Below are 14,484 nucleotides of genomic sequence, written 5' to 3'. Positions count from 1 at the left end.
GCGGCTTTTTAGCAGTTTTCAGGGGTTTTGGCGAGGCCCGAAAAAGGCGTAAGTGGCGGAGCGGGAGGGATTCGAACCCTCGATACGGTTTTGCCGTATACTCACTTTCCAGGCGAGCGCCTTCGACCACTCGGCCACCGCTCCGCATACCCGGAAGCCGCGTGCCCTAGCCGGTGGCGGGAGGCTAGGCAAGCGCGGGTGCGCGTGCCAGTCTGCGGTGATGCTCAAGCCCCTGCTCGCGCTGTCCGCGCTCGCCGCCGCCGTCCCGGCCCTCGCCCAGACCGCTCCCGCCGCCCCGTCGCCCGCCGATGCCGCGCCGGCCGACTGGCGGGCGATTCCCGACAACGAGCTGCTGGTGATGACGCTGCGCGGCGGGCACCAGGTCTTCATCCGCCTCGCGCCGCGCTATGCGCCTGCGCATGTCGCCAATATCCGCAAGCTCGCCGAGGCGCGCTGGTGGGACGGGACGAGCGTCTATCGCGTGCAGGACAATTACGTCACGCAGTGGGGCGGCGGCGACGACAAGACCGCGCTGCCCCCCGAAGTCATCGAGAACCCGCCCGCCGAATATGAATGGCCGCGCTTCGACGGCATCACCAGCCTCGCGCGCACCGATCCCTATGCCGTGAAGACCGCGCACAGCGCCGATGGCTGGCCGCTCGCCACCGACGGCAAGACCAGCTGGCTGACGCATTGCTACGGCATGGTCGGCGTCGCCCGCGATCTCGCGCCCTCGACCGGCAGCGGCGCCGAGCTCTACACGGTGATCGGCCACGCCCCGCGCCATCTCGATCGCAACATCGCGCTGGTCGGCCGGATCGTCGAGGGCATGCAATGGCTGTCGGCATTGCCGCGCGGCGGCGGCGCGCTCGGCGTCTACGAGAATCCCGCCGAGCGGCTGCCGATCCTGTCGGTGCGGCTGGCCAGCCAGCTTCCCGCCGACGAGCGTCCGCGCTTCGAATATCGCGCGACCGATAATGAACGCTTCGCCGCTTGGATCCGCGAGCGCGAGAACCGCAAGCCGCCCTTCTTCACCGTCCCCGCGGGCGGCGCCGACATCTGCAACGCGCAGGCGCCGATCCGCCGCGCGCCGTAAAGGCTATTTGCCGACCCACTCCGCGACCTGTGCGGCGACCTCGTTCGCCGCCTGATTGAGCGCGGCGCCGACCGGTGCCGCCTCGATCTCGGTCACCGGCACGCGCGCCTCGAAGCGGCGCTTCTCGACCACGCTCTCGGGTCCGCGGATCAGCGCGGCGTCATAGGTCACCACCGCTTCTCTGGTCTCTTCCTCCACGCCGAAGCGGCGCAGCTCGCCCATCAGATAGGCGCCGGGATCGAGCATCGACTGGCGCGAGCTGAGCACCAGCCGGCCGGTATTGGCGGTGATCGTGTCGCCGAGCAGTCGCTGGAACAGCTGCGACGGGCGCTCGACCCATTGCGCGTCCTTGACGAAGGCGATCGCCGTCCCGCCCGAATGGACTGGCACGCGCGACGAGGCGAGCTCCTGCGGCAGCGACGGCACCGCGATGGTGATCGTCGCGGCGACGTTCGAGCGCTGTGATTCGCCGACCGGGAGCGTAGCGCTCGGCGTCAGCGTCAGCAGCGATTTGGGCGGCTTGCCGCCGAACGAGATGCAGCCGCTCAGCGAAGCCGCGAGCAACGGCAGGGCGAGGAGCAAAGCGCGCTTGGTCATCATGGTCCTCATTTGGGCTTGTAGTCGGGCAGCTTGGGCGAGCCGATCAGGCTCGATGCGCCGCCCTGGTCGAGCTTCTCCGCGACCGAGGCGAGGCTGGTCGACATCACGCGCAGATCCTGGACGAGCTGGCCGATCTCGGGGATCGTCTTCTTGGAAAGCGCCTGCAGCCCGGGCCGGGCGTCGCCGATCGTCGCGTCGAGCGTCTCCATCGACTTGCGCGCCGCGCCGATCGTGCGGTTGAGGTTGGCGATCGTCGGCCGCACATCGTCGGCGAGCACGCCGTTGGTCGTCGCAGCGAGCTTGCCGAGCTCTTCGGTCGCGCCGCCGAACTTCTGGATCGCAATCCGCGTCTCGGCGAGCGTCGCGGCGATCTCGGGGCCACGATCGGCGAGCGCGTCGGTGAGCCGGTTGGTGTTGGCGAGGATGCCGGCGATCGAATTCTGGTTCTTGTCGCCGAGCAGCTCGGAGAGGCGCTCGGTCAGCGTCGAGATGCGCTCGAGCAGCTGCGGCGCAGAGCTCAGCAGCGCGCCGAGGCCGCCCTGCTTGGTCGGGATCACGGGAACGCCGAGCGGGCAGGCCGCGCGCGGGTGATCCTCGGGGCAGACGATCGGTGGCGCGCCCTTGACTGCGCCGTCGAGCTGGACGGTGCTCGGCCCGGTGAAGCTGCCCTGGATCGAGGCGGTGGTGCCCTCGAGGATCGGCACATCGTCGTTCACGCTGATCCGCACGCGGACCAGGCTGGGATCGGGCTTCCAGAAGCTGATATCCTTGACCTGCCCGGAAGGCACGCCCGAGAAGCTCACCGTCGAGCCTCGATTGAGCCCGTCGACCGCTTGTTTGAAGAAGATGTCGTATTCGCGCTCGTTGCCGCCGCCCAATCGCGCCAGCCAGACGATGAACAGCGCGAGCACGGCGAGCAGGATCAGCACCACGGCGCCGACGAGTACATGGTTCGATCGCGTTTCCATCAGAGCCTCATGTTCCCGCTTGCGCCTTTTCGGCGCTGGCGACCGCGGCGCGGCCGCGCGGTCCATTGAAATATTCCTGAATCCAGGGGTGATCCAGCGCGAGCAGCTCGTCGATCGTCCCGACCGCGATCACGCGCTTGTCGGCGAGCACCGCGACCCGGTCGCAGATCGCGTAGAGCGTATCGAGATCGTGGGTGATCAGGAACACCGTCAGTCCCAGCGTCTTCTGCAGCGAGGCGGTGAGCTCGTCGAACGCCGCCGCGCCGATCGGGTCGAGCCCGGCGGTCGGCTCGTCGAGGAACAGAAGCTCGGGATCGAGCGCCAGCGCGCGGGCGAGGCCGGCGCGCTTCTTCATGCCGCCCGAGAGCTCGGCCGGATATTTGGGCCCCGCATCGGGCGGCAGCCCGGTCATCACCACCTTGTACGCGGCGATCTCGTCGAGCAGCGCCTGGTCGAGCCCCGGGTAGAATTCCTTGATCGGTACCTGGACGTTCTCGGCGACGGTCAGCGTCGAGAACAGCGCGCCGCCCTGGAACAGGATGCCCCAGCGCTTGCGGATGTTGATCGCGTCGGTCTCCTCGCGCCCGATCGTGTTCTCGCCGAACACCTCAACGCTGCCTTCGATCGGCGTCTGCAGCCCGATGATCGAGCGCATCAGCACCGATTTGCCGGTGCCCGATCCGCCGACCACGCCGAGGATCTCGCCGCGGCGCACGTCGAGCTCGAGCCCGTCATGGACGATCTGCTCGCCGAAACCGTTCTTGAGGTCGCGGACGCGGATGATCACCTCGTCCTGCTCGCGGCGCGCCATCATATCCAGCCCACCTCGCTGAAGAACACCGCGAAGAAGGCGTCGAGCACGATCACGAGGAAGATCGCCTGCACCACCGCGACCGTGGTCCGGCGGCCGACCTGCTCGGCATCGGCCTCGACCTGCATGCCCTGGAAGCAGCCCGACATCGCGATGATCGCGCCGAACACCGGCGCCTTGACCAGCCCGACCCACAGATCGGTGAGCGGCACGACTTCGCGGATGCGCTGGATGAAGGTGACCGGCGGAATGTCGAGACTGATCCAGCAGAGCAGCCCGCCGCCCATGATCGCGACCAGCGAGGCGTAGAAGCCGAGCAGCGGCATCATCAGCACCACCGCGAGCGTGCGCGGCACCACCAGCGCCTCCATCGGCGAGACGCCGATCGTGCGCATCGCGTCGATCTCTTCGGTGAGCTTCATCGTGCCGATCTGCGCGGCGAAGGCCGATCCCGAGCGCCCGGCGACCATGATCGCAGTCATCAGCACGCCGAGCTCGCGCAGGGTGATCCGCCCGACGAGATTGATCGTGTAGACCTCGGCGCCGAACTGGCGGAGCTGCACCGCGCCTTGCTGCGCGATGACGATGCCGATCAGGAAGCTCATCAGCCCGATGATGCCCAGCGCCGAGACGCCGACGACCTCGAAGCGATGCACCGTGGCATTGAAGCGGAAGCGCTTCGGATGCGTCGCGACGTTCCAGAAGGCGAGCAGCGTGGCGCCGAGAAAGCCGAGCAGGCCGTAGAGCGTGTGCCCCGCGGTGAACACCGCGTCGCCGATTTCGCCGAGCATCCGGGTGAACGGATCGGCGGGCTTGCGCGGCAGCTCGATCGGATGCTCGGCGGCGGCGACCTGATCGAGCAGATGCTGCTCGTCGGGCTCGAGCCCCTCGATCGCCGCGCCCTTGTCGCGCGCGAGGCGATGGATCAGCCACGCGCCGACCGTGTCGATCCGCTCGACTTCGCTCAGATCCAGCTTGGCGACGGGCTCGTCGATCGCGCCCAGCCGCTCGGGCAGGTCGCGCAGGCAGGCGAGCGACAAATTGCCCGTGAAGCGCAGCGTCGTGCCGCCGCCCGAGTCGACCCGTTCGAAATCCGCGCTTCCCCTCATCGTCGCCACCTTTCGGCGATTCGCGATGGATCGGCAAGGATTTGCTCTGCCATGCTGAGAAGGCCTAGATGCGCCCGATGCAGCGCCTCGCAATCTACGACATGGACAAGACCATCACCGCGGCACCGACCTGGACGCGATTCCTCGTCCATGCCGCGCGGATGCGCGCGCCGTGGCGCCTCGCGCTGATGCCGGTCGTCGGCGCGGCGGGGCTCGGCTATCTGGTCCGGCTTGTCGATCGCGCCGGGCTGAAGCAGCTCTCGCACCGCCTGCTGCTCGGGCGCGCGCTCGGCGAAGCCGATCTCGCTGCGGTCGCAGAGTCGTTCGCCGCGGCCGAAATCGAAACGGGTGTGCTCCACGGCGCGCGCGAACGCATCGCGGCGGATCGTGCTGCCGGCTATCGGCTGGTCATGGCGACGGCCTCGCACGGCTATTATGCCGGCGCGATCGCGCGGCTGCTCGGGTTCGACGATGTGGTCGCCACGCAGGCGAAGCGCGATGGGCAAGGCCGTATTCTCTCCCTGATCGAGGGGGATAACTGTTACGGGCCCGTAAAGCTCCGCATGATCGAAGACTGGATGGCCAAAGCGGGACTCGCCCGCGCCGATTGTCACATCCGCGCCTATTCGGACCATGTCTCCGATGCGCCGCTGCTCGAATGGGCGGACGAGGCGTTCGCGGTGAACGCCCATGGCCCGCTCGCCGCGCTGGCCGGCGCGCGCGGCTGGACGGCGCTCGACTGGAGATAATTCGGGCCGCCGGCGTTCTGTCCTCCACACAAAGCGGAGCAGGATGCATGACCAAGACGCTGGCCGACCTCGCCGAGATCCTCAAGGACATCGACTTCGCGACGCTCTCGACCCATTCGGACGGCGGCGCGATCGCCGGGCGCCCGATGAGCAACAATCGCGACGTCGAATATGACGGCGACAGCTGGTATTTCGCCTGCGAGGACACGCGCACGGTGCAGGATCTGCGCGCCGACCCGCGCTGCGCGCTGAGCTTCCACGGCAAAGGCGGGCTGCTCGGCATGAAGCCGGTGTTCGTCCATATCGAAGGCGAGGCCGAGTTGATCAAGGACAAGGCCCGGTTCGAGGAACATTGGACCAAGGGCCTGTCGCTGTGGTTCGAGGACGGCGTCGACACCCCCGGCCTGACGCTGATCAAGGTCCATGGCATCCGCGCGCATTATTGGGACGGCGCCGATCAGGGCGAGTTCCTGCTCGAAGGCGCGACGCCCGAGACCCGGGCCACCGCGACGGGCTGAGCCGCGCCGTCGCCACCGCCGGCGTCAGCGGATCGGCGTGACCTGGATGTGCACCGCGCGCCATTTGCCGCCGATCCGGCGGAAGGTGTCGGCATAGCGGATCCGCGCGCTGAAGCGCTCGCCGTTCGAACTGCCGCTGAGCATGGTCTCGGCATTCACCACCGCGGCATCGTTGCCGAGCAGCACCACGCGTCGATCGATCAGCACCACCGGCTCGAACCGGTCCCCCGGCGTGGTCCACAGCGCGATGAACGCCTTCTTGCCCTGTCGCTTCCCGGTGCCGTCGACATAGACGAGATCGTCGTCGACCATCGTCTCGAGCGCCTTGGCATCCTGCGCCAGCTGGGCACGATCGAACGCATCGGCGAAAGCGAGGATCTCGGCCTGGCCGGGATCGGCGGGGATGGCGAAGGCCAGAAGCGCTGCAACGAGCATAGGCGAATTCCCTTTCCCGGCTCTAGCGGAGGACCGCATCCACGGCGTGGATCGCCACCCCGACCAGCCCGCCGACCAACGTCCCGTTGATCCGGATATATTGCAAGTCGCGGCCGACGGCATTTTCGAGCCGGCCGGTCACCGTCCGCGCATCCCAGCCGCGGATCGTGTCGGAAACCAGCCGGACGATGCCGTCGCCATAGTCGGAGGCCGCGCCCACCGCGCTGCGCCGCGCGAAGCGGTTGATCGTGTCGGCGAGCTTCCTGTCGGTCTGCAGCGTCTCGCCGAACTGCTTGAGCGCCTCGCCGACCTTGCCGGCCATCGCCCGCTCGGGGTCGCGCGCGACGCGCAGCAAGGCGGCGCGGCTCGCCTCCCACAGCCCCTCGATCCAGCGATGAAACGCCTGATTGTCGAGCATCTCGCCCTTGAACGCCTCGACCTTGTCGCGCAGCGCCGGCTTGTGCTGGAGGTCGTGGGCGAGCCGCTCGAGCCCTTCCTCGGCCTTGGCGCGCAGCGGGTGGTCGGGGTCCTCGGCCATTTCGGTGATCAGCTTGTGCAGTCCGTCGATGATCTTGCTGGCGAGCGTCTCGTCGAGCCCGGTCCAGCGCATCACCGTGCCGGCGCGGGCATGAACCATGTCGCGGATCAGATGCTCGTTGGCTTCGAGCACGCGCGAGGCCCAGCGGATCATCCCGTCGAGCAGCGGCAAATGGCGGCCATTGGCGATCGCCGCGTTGAGCGCCTGCCCGAACAGCGGCGCGATCTCGATCGCGCGCAGCCGCCCCGCGATCGCGCCCTTGGCCATGCCGCCCAGCCGCTCCTGATCGAGCGATTCGAGGATGTCGGCGGCGAGCCGCGAGGCGCCGCTGCCGATCCGGCCGCGCCCCATCGGCGGGTTGGCGAGCCAGCGTCCCGCCGCGCCGGCGACGTTGAGCCGCTGCATCCGCCGCGCCACCACTTTCGGGATCAGGAAATTGTCGCGCAGGAAGGCGGCGAGCGTGTCGGCGATCCGGTCCTTGTTGCGCGGGATGATCGCGGTGTGCGGGATCGGCAGATGGAGCGGGTGGCGGAACAGAGCGGTCACCGCGAACCAGTCGGCGAGCCCGCCGACCATCGCCGCCTCGGAAAAGGCGCGGACATAGCCCACCGCCGGATGGAGATGGTCGAAATAGCGCGCCGCCACGAAGATCGCGGCCATCAGCACGAGCAGCCCGGTCGCGACCAGCCGCATGCGCCTGAGGCCCGCGGGGGCGGCCTCTAACGAAAGGGGAGCGCGCGACGTGGTCACACGCTCCCCAATACCCGAACCGCGGCGAAGTTCACTCCGCAGGTTGCGGGGTGTCGTCTCCGGGCTTGTGCTCGATCGCCCCGCCGCCATGCGCCTGGCCGAGGACGCGGCTCCCGTCGTCGCCCGGCTTGTAGGTGAGCAGGCGCCGCGACAGGCGCGGGCCCAGCCAGCCTTCCAGCCCGACCGCGAGGCTGAACAGCGCGGGGACGATCACCAGCGTGAGCAGCGTCGAGAGGATGAGGCCGCCGATCACGACCACGCCCATCGGCGCGCGCCACGACGAGTCGCCGCTGAGCGAAAGCGCCGTCGGCACCATGCCCGCGACCATCGCGATGGTGGTCATCACGATCGGCTGGGCGCGCTTGTGCCCGGCGTCGACGATCGCAGTGAACTTGTCGACGCCCTTGGCCATCTCCTCGAGCGCGAAGTCGACCAGCAGGATCGAGTTCTTCGCGACGATGCCGAACAGCATCAGGATGCCGATGAACACCGGCAGCGACAGCGGCATGCCGAACAGCTTGAGCGCGATCAGGCCGCCGAGCGGGGCGTTGAGCAGCGACCCCATGTTGACCAGCGGCGAGACGAAGCGGCGATAGAGCAGCACCAGCACCGCGAAGACGAGGAAGATGCCCGATGCCAGCGCGACGAAGAAGTTGTTGAGCATCTCCGCCTGCCACTTGGCCTGGCCGACGGTCATCTGACCGACGCCCTGCGGCAGGTTCTTCATGATCGGCAGCTCGTTGATCTTCTTCATCACCTCGTTGTTGACGAAGGGCTTGCCGGTCGCCGGGTCCATGGCGAGGTCGGCGCCGACGACGAGGCGGCGCTGCAGGTTGAGGCGCTGGATGCGCGTCGGGCCTGCGCCGAAGCCGATATCGGCGACCACCGAGAGCGGCACCGAGCCGCCGGTCTGGGTCTGCACCGGCATGTTCTGGATCGTCGACAGCTTGGCGCGGGCATCCTCGTCGAGCGCCACCCGGATCGGGATCTGGCGGTCGGAGAGCGAGAATTTCGCGCTGTTCTGGTCGATGTCGCCCAGCGTCGCGATGCGGATCGCGCTCGACAGCGCGGCGGTGGTCACGCCCAGATTGGCGGCGAGATCGAGCCGCGGACGGATCACGATCTCGGGACGGTTGAGATCGCCCGCGACGCGCGGCGCCACGACTTCCTTCATCCCCTCCATCTGCTTGACCAGCTTGTTCGCGGTGTCGTTGAGCAGCGCGGGATCCTCGCCACCCAGCGTGATCGTCAGGTCGCGGCCGCTCGAGCCCCAGCCGAACTGCGAACGGAAGTTCACGCGCGCATCGGGGATCGCGATCAGCTTGGGCGCGACGCGCTTCTCGAACGCCGTGCTCGTCTCGTCGCGCTTCTCCTTGAGCTGCGCGGTGACGCGGCCGTTGCCGACGAAGCTGCGGCTGTAGATGTCGGTGACGATCGACTCCTGCCGCAGGATCCCCGCGACCTGCGCGACGACGCGCTCGGTATCGGCGAGCGGCGTGCCCGGGACCATCTCGATCGTCGCGGTCACGCTCTCCTGGTCCTGCGCCGGCTGGAACGTCATCGGCATGGTGGCGAAGAAGAACACGGTCGCGCCAAGCGACAGCACATAGCCGACGATCGCCGACCAGCGATGCCGGAGCGTCCAGCGCAGCAGGCCGGTATAGGCGTCCATGATCCGGCCCTCGCCATGGCTGGCATGGCCCTTGGCCTTGAGGAAATAGGCCGCGATCATCGGCGTGAGCATGCGCGCGACGGCGAGCGACATCAGCACCGCGGCGACCACGGTCAGGCCGAAATTCTTGAAGAACTGCCCCGAAATGCCCGGCATCAGGCCGACGGGGAGGAACACTGCGACGATCGACATCGTCGTGGCGAGCACCGCGACGCCGATCTCGTCGGCGGCGTCGATCGACGCCTGATAGGCCGATTTGCCCATGCGCATGTGCCGGACGATATTCTCGATCTCGACGATCGCGTCGTCCACCAGCACGCCCGCCACGAGGCTGAGCGCCAGCAGCGTCATCTGGTTGAGCGTGAAGCCCAGCATGTCCATGAACCAGAAGCTGGGGATCGCCGAGAGCGGAATCGCCAGCGCCGAGATCGCGGTCGCCCGCCAGTCGCGCAGGAAGATGAACACGACGATCACCGCGAGGACCGCGCCTTCGATCATCGCTTCCATCGCCGTGTGATATTGCTGCTCGGCATATTTCGAATTGTTGTTGAGCAGCTCGAAGCGGACCTTGGGGTTGCGCTCCTCGAGCTTCTTCAGCGCCTTCTCGGCGTCGTGGAACACCATCACGTCCGACGCGCCCTTGGCGCGCTTGATGTCGAACGAGATCACCTGATGGCCGTTATACTTCGCCATGCTGCGCTGTTCGGCATAGGCGTCCTTGACGGTGGCGATGTCGGCGAGCCGCACCGTCCGGCCGCCGCCGGTCGAGATCTGGGTCTGGCCGAGGCGCCACGCATTGTCGGCATTGCCGATCACGCGCACCGATTGCTCGAAGCCCGAAATCTCGGCGCGGCCGCCGGCCGCGTTGAGATTGACCTGGCGGAGCTGCTGGTTGACCTGGCTCGCCGTGAGCCCGACCGACTGGAGCCGCGCGGGATCGAGGATGACGCGGATCTCGCGATCGACGCCGCCGTTGCGCTCGACCGCCGACATGCCCGAAACCGCGAGCAGTTCCTTGGCGACGCTGTTGTCGATGTACCAGCTGAGGTCGGCCACCGTCATGTCGGTGGCAACCGCGGTGAAGCTCGCGATGTCGTTGTCGCTCGCCGTGTCGACCCGGCCGATCTGCGGCTCGAGGATGCCGTCGGGCAAGTCGCCGCGGATCTGCTGGATCGCGCTGCGCACGTCCTCCACCGCGCGATCGATCGGCATGCCGATGTCGAGCTGGACGACGGTCTGGCTGTTGCCTTCCGAAACGGTCGAGTTGATCTCGTCGATGCCCTGCAGGCTGCGAACCGCCGATTCGACCTTCTGGGTGATCTGGTTCTCGAGCTCGCTCGGCGCGGCGCCCGGCTGGCTGATCGAGATCCACACGATCGGGAAGTCGATGTCCGGATCGTTGTTGACGTCCATCTTGCTGAACGACACCAGCCCGGCGATCGTCAGGAACAGGAAGAGGACGATCGGCGGAACCGGGTTGCGGATCGCCCAGGCGGAGATGTTCCGGAAGCTCATGGCGTTTTGCCCTTACTTCGACTTCTGAAGGTTCGGGATGACCTTCTGACCGGGATTGAGGAAGGCGCCCGCGGTGAGCACCACGCGCTCGCTGCCGTTGAGCCCGCCGGTGATCGCGACGCCTGCTTCCGAGACGTCGCCGGTGGTGACGCCGCGGCGCACCGCCTGGTTCTTGTCGTCGATGATGTAGACGAAATTGCCGTCATTGTCGCTCTGCACCGCCGACTGCGGCAGCATCACCGCGGTCAGCCCGCCGGCGATGATGCGCGCGCTGGCGAAGCCGCCCGGGCGCAGCGCCGGATCATAGCTGAGCGAGACGCGGGCGATGCCCTGGCGGGTCTGCGGGTCGATCACCGGCGAGACCTGCCAGACTTCGCCCTTGAACGTCTGGGTGGTGCCGGTCGGGGTCACCTGCGCCTGCGCGCCGGGACGGAGCCGCTGGAGGTCGACTTCGGAAAGCTGGGTGCGCAGCTCCATCTGGCCGGCCATCGCCATGCGGAACAGCACGCCCGATCCGCCGCTGACGATCTGGCCCGGCTCGACCTGGCGCGTCAGCACCAGCCCGGCCTCGGGCGCGCGGATGTCGAGCCGGCGGTTGCGCGCCTGCGTCTCGGCGAGCTGGGCCTGCGCCACACGGACGCGCGCCTGCGCCTGGTCGCGCGTCGCGGTCTTGCGGTCGATATCCGCCTTGGAGATGAAGCCGTTCGAGACGAGCCGCTGGGCGCGGTCGAGCTCGGACTGGGCGAGGCGGGCATCGGCCTGCGCGACGCGCACCGACGCGGCGAGCGATTCGGCGGTCTGCGCCTGCACGCTGCGATCGACCGTGGCGAGCACCGCGCCCTTGCCGACCCAGCTGCCCGGCTCGACCAGCACGCGGGTGACCACGCCGCCTTCGCCGACCACGCCGACCGGCATTTCACGCCGCGCGGCGAGGCTGCCGGTTCCGGTGACGATCGTCTCGATGGTGCGCCGGCCCGGAGTCGCGACGGTCACCGTCGGGATCTGCGATTGGCTGGCATCGGCGGGGCCGGCCTTGCCGGCGGCGCCCTTGGGGGCTTCGCTCTTCGAGCCGCTCATCATGAAAAACGCGAGTGCCCCGACCACGACGATCGCCGCGGCGACGATCCACAGCCAGCGCCGGCTCTTGCGCGTGGTTTCCTCGCCGGTGAACTCCAGCCGCTCCTGTCGTCCGAACATCCCTGCCTCATAGTTCATGTGCGAGCTTCCTGTCCGGCCGCGATGGCCGATGCCCCTCTTGATCGCACTGTATTAGATGAATAAAGCACTGCCCACAAGAGCCGTTTCGCTTTGTGCGGCGCGCAATGCCCGTTCTGGGCCTTTTTCGCAAGATCGCGATCGTTGGGCCCAAGAAACGGTTGCAATAGCGAGCATGCGGCGCGACGCTGGTTTCCAGCCCGAAAAACGGGCGCAACGGAGGGATCGCATGCCCCAGGGTATCCTCGGCTGGCTTCTCATCGGTCTCGTCGCCGGGGCGCTCGGCAAGTTGATCATGCCGGGCCGCGATCCGGGCGGCATCATCGTCACCATCCTCGTCGGCATCGTCGGCGCGATGCTCGCATTCTACATCTCCCAGCTGCTCGGCATCGATCTCGGGCACAGCCGGCTGCAGGCCTATGCCGCCGCCGCCGGCGGCGCCGTGATCCTTCTCGCCGCCTATCGGTTGATCATGGCGCGGCGGATCTGAACGCGAGCCTTCGCGTCCGTTCAGCTTCGGTGCGTCCGGCATGATGCAGGGGCGGACGGGATGGTCATTCCGGGAGAGTATCGATGATTCGCTTCGCACTGTTCGCCACCGCCGCCGCCCTCGGCCTCGCGGCGCCGCCCGCCTCGGCGCAGGAGGCGCGGCCGATGATGCTGCCGCTTGACGGCACCATGCTCGAGGTCTCGGCGGAGGGCGTCAGCACGCGCACCCCCGATCTCGCGATGATTCAGGCGGGGGTGGTCACCCAGGCCGCGGGGGCGGACGAGGCGATGCGCCAGAACAGCACGCGCATGGCGTCGGTGCTGGCGGCGCTGCGCCGCGCCGGCATCGCCGAGCGCGACATCCAGACCGCGAACCTGACGCTCAGCCCGCAATATCGCTACGCGCAGAACGAGCCGCCGGTGATCACGGGCTATCAGGCGAGCAATCAGGTGAGCGTGCGCTTCCGCGACATCGCGAAGAGCGGCGCGATCCTCGATGCGCTGGTCAGGCAGGGCGCCAACAACATCTCGGGTCCCAATCTCCTGATCGAGAAGCCCGAAGCCGCGCTCGACGAGGCGCGCACCGCCGCAGTCGCCACCGCGCGGGCGCGCGCCGAGCTCTACGCCAAGGCCGCGGGGCTGCGGGTCGATCGCATCCTGTCGATCTCCGAGAGCAATGCGATGCCGCCGCCGATGCCGGTGATGATGGCGCGCGCGCAGAGCTTCGCCGCCGACAAGGCGACCGAGATCGCCCCGGGCGAGCAGGAGCTGCGCGTTACCCTCGCGGTGCGCTTCGTCCTGAAGTAGCGCGCACGAAAAAGGGGCCGCCCGTCGCCGGGCGGCCCCTTTTGGTTGTGCGTGCCGGGGTTAGCGAACCGCGCCGCGACGCACCAGGTTGACGATCGCGAGCAGGATGATCGCACCCACCAGCGAGACGAGGAAGGTCATCGGGGTGATCGCGCCATTGTTGATCGAGCCGCCGAACAGCAGGCCACCGATGAACGCGCCGACGATGCCGACCACGACGTTGAGGAAGATGCCCTGCTGGGCATCCGTACGCATGACGATGCTCGCCAGCCAGCCGACGACGCCGCCAATGACGAGCCAAACAATAAGACCCATGACAAGTCCCTCCGTTTCTAGCCCGGCGGTCCGGGCGACGTAGGGAAAAATCCGCCAACACTTATGTTGGTTCCGTATCGATTTTTCGATGCGCTCGTGGAACCTTCCAGCTCTTCAGCCGTGGCGGAGACGAAAACGGCGCGTCCCCGGGGCTCGGGAACGCGCCGCTCAGGCCCGATGGGAGGGCTGATTCAGTATTTCTGCTGACGCTCGTAGAGCGAGCGATAATGCTGGATGCGGGTGACGCGCAGGCCCGGCATGCCCGAGCGGTCGATCGCGCGCTGCCAGCCGGCGAATTCCTCGACGGTGAGGCCGTAGCGCTCGCAGACCTCGTCCACGCTCAGCAGCCCGCCATTGACCGCGGCGACCACCTCGGCCTTGCGGCGGACCACCCAGCGGGTGGTCTCGGGCGGCGGCAGCGTTTCGAGCGTCAGCGGCTCGCCGAGCGGCCCGATCACTTTCGCAGGACGGATCTTCTGGTTTTCAATCATCTACTTGCCTCATCGGGGCGGGGGCCCCCGTTACTCAACTTCAACGACCAATATCGGCAGCGCTTGAACAACGGCTAAAACGCCACGGTAAACGCCGGCTTCACTCCTCTTTCCGCCGGGTTAGCGCCCGCGCAGCGGCGCGATGGAAAGCGCCGTGAGCGGGAGCGAGCAGCAGGTCGGCAGGTGCCGCCAGCATGAGCCGGGTCTGGGCGCATGCCGTGGGGCTCGCCGCCTGTCGCGCCGCGACGCCGACCAGCAGCACCGCCAGCTCGGTCGGCATGGCGGTGACCGCCACGTCGCGATCCAGTCTGGCGAAGCTCAAATCCACAGATACGAATCCCGTCTCGATTGCCCTTGGTCGACGAGCTTTAGCGAAGCAGGATGAAGGGCCCGTAAAGCCGGCGGG

At 67.9% G+C, this 14,484-nt stretch carries 16 protein-coding genes and 1 tRNA gene; 5 read left to right on the top strand and 12 right to left on the bottom strand.

Features of this window, described 5'->3' with window-relative positions:
- Nucleotides 1-53: 53 nt before the first annotated feature.
- Nucleotides 54-144, bottom strand: a tRNA-Ser gene (locus tag E5A74_RS12940).
- 76 nt (nt 145-220) lie between these two features.
- Between E5A74_RS12940 and E5A74_RS12935 the strand changes: the two genes are divergently transcribed.
- A complete protein-coding gene (locus E5A74_RS12935) occupies nt 221-1,096 on the top strand; it encodes a peptidylprolyl isomerase (RefSeq protein ID WP_135985571.1) in 876 nt (291 codons plus the stop codon).
- A 3-nt stretch (nt 1,097-1,099) separates the two neighbouring features.
- On the opposite strand, the gene E5A74_RS12930 is transcribed toward E5A74_RS12935, so the two are convergent.
- The 4 genes from E5A74_RS12930 to E5A74_RS12915 are packed head-to-tail and all read right to left on the bottom strand — an operon-like array spanning nt 1,100 to nt 4,584.
- A complete protein-coding gene (locus tag E5A74_RS12930; protein WP_135985886.1) occupies nt 1,100-1,693 on the bottom strand; it encodes an ABC-type transport auxiliary lipoprotein family protein in 594 nt (197 codons plus the stop codon).
- Between the two features lie 8 nt (nt 1,694-1,701).
- A complete protein-coding gene (locus E5A74_RS12925) occupies nt 1,702-2,664 on the bottom strand; it encodes an MlaD family protein (RefSeq protein WP_135985569.1) in 963 nt (320 codons plus the stop codon).
- A gap of 7 nt (nt 2,665-2,671) precedes the next feature.
- On the bottom strand, nt 2,672-3,475 hold the full coding sequence (locus E5A74_RS12920; protein ID WP_135985884.1) for an ABC transporter ATP-binding protein: 804 nt from the start codon (nt 3,473-3,475) through the stop codon (nt 2,672-2,674).
- On the bottom strand, nt 3,475-4,584 hold the full coding sequence (locus E5A74_RS12915; protein WP_135985567.1) for an ABC transporter permease: 1,110 nt from the start codon (nt 4,582-4,584) through the stop codon (nt 3,475-3,477). Before E5A74_RS12915 ends, E5A74_RS12920 begins: the two co-directional genes overlap by 1 nt.
- 77 nt (nt 4,585-4,661) lie before the next feature.
- Here E5A74_RS12915 and E5A74_RS12910 point away from each other — a divergent pair, with 77 nt between their 5' ends.
- The gene (locus E5A74_RS12910; RefSeq protein WP_135985565.1) at nt 4,662-5,333 is read left to right on the top strand and encodes an HAD family hydrolase; all 672 of its coding nucleotides are present in this window, start codon (nt 4,662-4,664) and stop codon (nt 5,331-5,333) included.
- Nucleotides 5,334-5,380: 47 nt separating this feature from the next.
- Nucleotides 5,381-5,851 carry a pyridoxamine 5'-phosphate oxidase family protein gene (locus tag E5A74_RS12905; protein ID WP_135985563.1) on the top strand — a complete coding sequence of 157 codons (471 nt, stop codon included), beginning with the start codon at nt 5,381-5,383 and terminating at the stop codon, nt 5,849-5,851.
- Nucleotides 5,852-5,875: 24 nt separating this feature from the next.
- Here E5A74_RS12905 and E5A74_RS12900 read toward each other — a convergent pair whose 3' ends face one another.
- The 4 genes from E5A74_RS12900 to E5A74_RS12885 all read right to left on the bottom strand — a co-directional run bounded on the left by E5A74_RS12900 (nt 5,876) and on the right by E5A74_RS12885 (nt 11,976).
- Nucleotides 5,876-6,286, bottom strand: a complete 411-nt coding sequence (locus tag E5A74_RS12900) for a nuclear transport factor 2 family protein (protein WP_166745753.1) — start codon at nt 6,284-6,286, stop codon at nt 5,876-5,878.
- A 22-nt stretch (nt 6,287-6,308) separates the two neighbouring features.
- Nucleotides 6,309-7,517 carry a DUF445 domain-containing protein gene (locus tag E5A74_RS12895; RefSeq protein ID WP_135985558.1) on the bottom strand — a complete coding sequence of 403 codons (1,209 nt, stop codon included), beginning with the start codon at nt 7,515-7,517 and terminating at the stop codon, nt 6,309-6,311.
- Nucleotides 7,518-7,605: 88 nt separating this feature from the next.
- Nucleotides 7,606-10,761: an efflux RND transporter permease subunit gene (locus tag E5A74_RS12890; RefSeq protein ID WP_135985556.1), complete on the bottom strand. Its 3,156-nt coding sequence runs from the start codon at nt 10,759-10,761 to the stop codon at nt 7,606-7,608.
- 12 nt (nt 10,762-10,773) lie between these two features.
- The gene (locus E5A74_RS12885; protein WP_135985554.1) at nt 10,774-11,976 is read right to left on the bottom strand and encodes an efflux RND transporter periplasmic adaptor subunit; all 1,203 of its coding nucleotides are present in this window, start codon (nt 11,974-11,976) and stop codon (nt 10,774-10,776) included.
- A gap of 229 nt (nt 11,977-12,205) precedes the next feature.
- On the opposite strand from E5A74_RS12885, the gene E5A74_RS12880 reads away from it, so the two are divergent.
- Nucleotides 12,206-12,466, top strand: a complete 261-nt coding sequence (locus E5A74_RS12880) for a GlsB/YeaQ/YmgE family stress response membrane protein (protein ID WP_135985552.1) — start codon at nt 12,206-12,208, stop codon at nt 12,464-12,466.
- A gap of 83 nt (nt 12,467-12,549) precedes the next feature.
- Complete coding sequence (locus E5A74_RS12875; protein ID WP_135985549.1) at nt 12,550-13,272, top strand: SIMPL domain-containing protein; 723 nt, start codon at nt 12,550-12,552, stop codon at nt 13,270-13,272.
- Nucleotides 13,273-13,332: 60 nt separating this feature from the next.
- On the opposite strand, the gene E5A74_RS12870 is transcribed toward E5A74_RS12875, so the two are convergent.
- The 3 genes from E5A74_RS12870 to E5A74_RS12860 form a co-directional block, all read right to left on the bottom strand.
- On the bottom strand, nt 13,333-13,587 hold the full coding sequence (locus E5A74_RS12870; RefSeq protein ID WP_135985547.1) for a GlsB/YeaQ/YmgE family stress response membrane protein: 255 nt from the start codon (nt 13,585-13,587) through the stop codon (nt 13,333-13,335).
- Between the two features lie 191 nt (nt 13,588-13,778).
- Complete coding sequence (gene sciP / locus E5A74_RS12865; protein ID WP_086127932.1) at nt 13,779-14,078, bottom strand: CtrA inhibitor SciP; 300 nt, start codon at nt 14,076-14,078, stop codon at nt 13,779-13,781.
- Nucleotides 14,079-14,178: 100 nt separating this feature from the next.
- On the bottom strand, nt 14,179-14,406 hold the full coding sequence (locus E5A74_RS12860) for a hypothetical protein (protein WP_240699796.1): 228 nt from the start codon (nt 14,404-14,406) through the stop codon (nt 14,179-14,181).
- Nucleotides 14,407-14,484 lie beyond the last annotated feature (78 nt).

This window comes from Sphingomonas naasensis, from assembly GCF_004792695.1.
Classification (GTDB): Bacteria; Pseudomonadota; Alphaproteobacteria; order Sphingomonadales; family Sphingomonadaceae; genus Sphingomonas; species Sphingomonas naasensis.
Note: the sequence above shows the minus strand (reverse complement) of the source record. Positions and strands in the feature narration are given on the sequence as shown.

Coding starts and splice junctions, on each gene's coding strand:
- E5A74_RS12910 (WP_135985565.1), top strand. CDS start 4,662: ATGCAGCGCCTCGCAATCTACGACATGGACAAGACCATCACCGCGGCA.
- E5A74_RS12930 (WP_135985886.1), bottom strand. CDS start 1,693: ATGACCAAGCGCGCTTTGCTCCTCGCCCTGCCGTTGCTCGCGGCTTCG.
- E5A74_RS12895 (WP_135985558.1), bottom strand. CDS start 7,517: ATGCGGCTGGTCGCGACCGGGCTGCTCGTGCTGATGGCCGCGATCTTC.
- E5A74_RS12920 (WP_135985884.1), bottom strand. CDS start 3,475: ATGGCGCGCCGCGAGCAGGACGAGGTGATCATCCGCGTCCGCGACCTC.
- E5A74_RS12885 (WP_135985554.1), bottom strand. CDS start 11,976: ATGAACTATGAGGCAGGGATGTTCGGACGACAGGAGCGGCTGGAGTTC.
- E5A74_RS12880 (WP_135985552.1), top strand. CDS start 12,206: ATGCCCCAGGGTATCCTCGGCTGGCTTCTCATCGGTCTCGTCGCCGGG.
- E5A74_RS12870 (WP_135985547.1), bottom strand. CDS start 13,587: ATGGGTCTTATTGTTTGGCTCGTCATTGGCGGCGTCGTCGGCTGGCTG.
- E5A74_RS12905 (WP_135985563.1), top strand. CDS start 5,381: ATGACCAAGACGCTGGCCGACCTCGCCGAGATCCTCAAGGACATCGAC.
- E5A74_RS12935 (WP_135985571.1), top strand. CDS start 221: ATGCTCAAGCCCCTGCTCGCGCTGTCCGCGCTCGCCGCCGCCGTCCCG.
- sciP (WP_086127932.1), bottom strand. CDS start 14,078: ATGATTGAAAACCAGAAGATCCGTCCTGCGAAAGTGATCGGGCCGCTC.
- E5A74_RS12900 (WP_166745753.1), bottom strand. CDS start 6,286: ATGCTCGTTGCAGCGCTTCTGGCCTTCGCCATCCCCGCCGATCCCGGC.
- E5A74_RS12890 (WP_135985556.1), bottom strand. CDS start 10,761: ATGAGCTTCCGGAACATCTCCGCCTGGGCGATCCGCAACCCGGTTCCG.
- E5A74_RS12925 (WP_135985569.1), bottom strand. CDS start 2,664: ATGGAAACGCGATCGAACCATGTACTCGTCGGCGCCGTGGTGCTGATC.
- E5A74_RS12915 (WP_135985567.1), bottom strand. CDS start 4,584: ATGAGGGGAAGCGCGGATTTCGAACGGGTCGACTCGGGCGGCGGCACG.
- E5A74_RS12875 (WP_135985549.1), top strand. CDS start 12,550: ATGATTCGCTTCGCACTGTTCGCCACCGCCGCCGCCCTCGGCCTCGCG.